At 38.6% G+C, this 1,066-nt stretch carries 2 protein-coding genes; both read left to right on the forward strand.

Translation table 11 applies throughout. The features are described 5' to 3' along the window. Positions 1 to 117 precede the first annotated feature (117 nt). A complete protein-coding gene (gene fliJ / locus B4K20_RS15790; protein WP_289283650.1) occupies positions 118 to 564 on the forward strand; it encodes a flagellar export protein FliJ in 447 nt (148 codons plus the stop codon). A 154-nt stretch (positions 565 to 718) separates the two neighbouring features. Beyond that, positions 719 to 997, forward strand: a complete 279-nt coding sequence (locus tag B4K20_RS15795; RefSeq protein WP_289283651.1) for an STAS domain-containing protein — start codon at positions 719 to 721, stop codon at positions 995 to 997. The last annotated feature ends 69 nt before the right edge of the window (positions 998 to 1,066 follow it).

The raw sequence follows: 1,066 nt of genomic DNA on the forward strand, positions 1-1,066 counted from the left end.
CTTGAGTTAAGAAAGCAATTACAGAATCAGCAGCAACAAAACGTATCACAAGCCCCAATGCTGATGGATGGAAATACCCGGCGTTTTTAATGTTCGTGCTTAACGTGGAGTCAATACATGAGTCGTAGTCGTAAACTTGATCCCGTGATAGAAATGGCAAGAAAGGCAACGGAGTCAGAATTACAAAAACTCGGCCAGCAAAATGCCTTACTTCAACAGGAGCAATTCCAATTGGATGATCTCCGTCAATACAGAGCCGAATACTTGGCGCGATTTCGCCAGGATGATCCTATGGTCATGACGGCCAAAAAAGCTCTCGATTTAAGAAGCTTTTTAGCAAAACTAGATCAGGCTATTCTCAGCCAAGAATCCCAAGTTAAATCAGCCAATGCCAATGTAGAAAGACAACAGAAACTGTGGTTGCAAGCAAGAAATAAAGAGCAGGCAATTGATGCTTTAATGGCCCGCTACGAAGCAACTGAGCTCAAGAAACAGTTAAAGAGGGAGCAGGTTGAAATGGATGAACATACCAATAGTGCATGGTTGAGAAATCGAAATAAATAAATATAGATACTTAAATTTTAGATAATTGAAAAACAAGATAATTTTTTCTCATTACTGGCCGATATTAGTAAAACGATATGAAAAACAATAGTGAAGATGAGTCAAGTGAGAAAAATCATCATCTATCGTCTATAGAAATAGAGGGAATAGAAAAATGGCTGAGTCGATTGTCGAAATAAACTGTGCTGAGTCTGTCACCATCGCACAAGTTGCAGATTTATATGCCCAGCTCTTAATGGCCATGGCTGAAGGTCAGGCTATTCAAATTAATTTAAGTGATATTGAACGTATCGACACGGGCGTTATTCAGCTTTTTTATTCATTCTCTCGGAATGCCCAACTTCAGGGGCTGGTAGTCATTTGGTCAAATCCTAGTCAACTTTTTTGTGAAGCTGTCGATAGATTGGGTATCAAAGCATTTTACGCACAATAAAATATAAAAAAACTAAAGTTAAAGAAGGAGCTTTTTTGTTATGGCTAATATTCTCGCAGTCGATGATTC

This window comes from Methylophaga sp. UBA5088 (genome assembly GCF_002414625.1).
Lineage (GTDB): Bacteria > Pseudomonadota > Gammaproteobacteria > Nitrosococcales > Methylophagaceae > Methylophaga > Methylophaga marina.

Excerpts from the sequence above, each read along its gene's own strand:
- fliJ (WP_289283650.1), top strand. The coding sequence starts at position 118 with ATGAGTCGTAGTCGTAAACTTGATCCCGTGATAGAAATGGCAAGAAAG.
- B4K20_RS15795 (WP_289283651.1), top strand. The coding sequence starts at position 719 with ATGGCTGAGTCGATTGTCGAAATAAACTGTGCTGAGTCTGTCACCATC.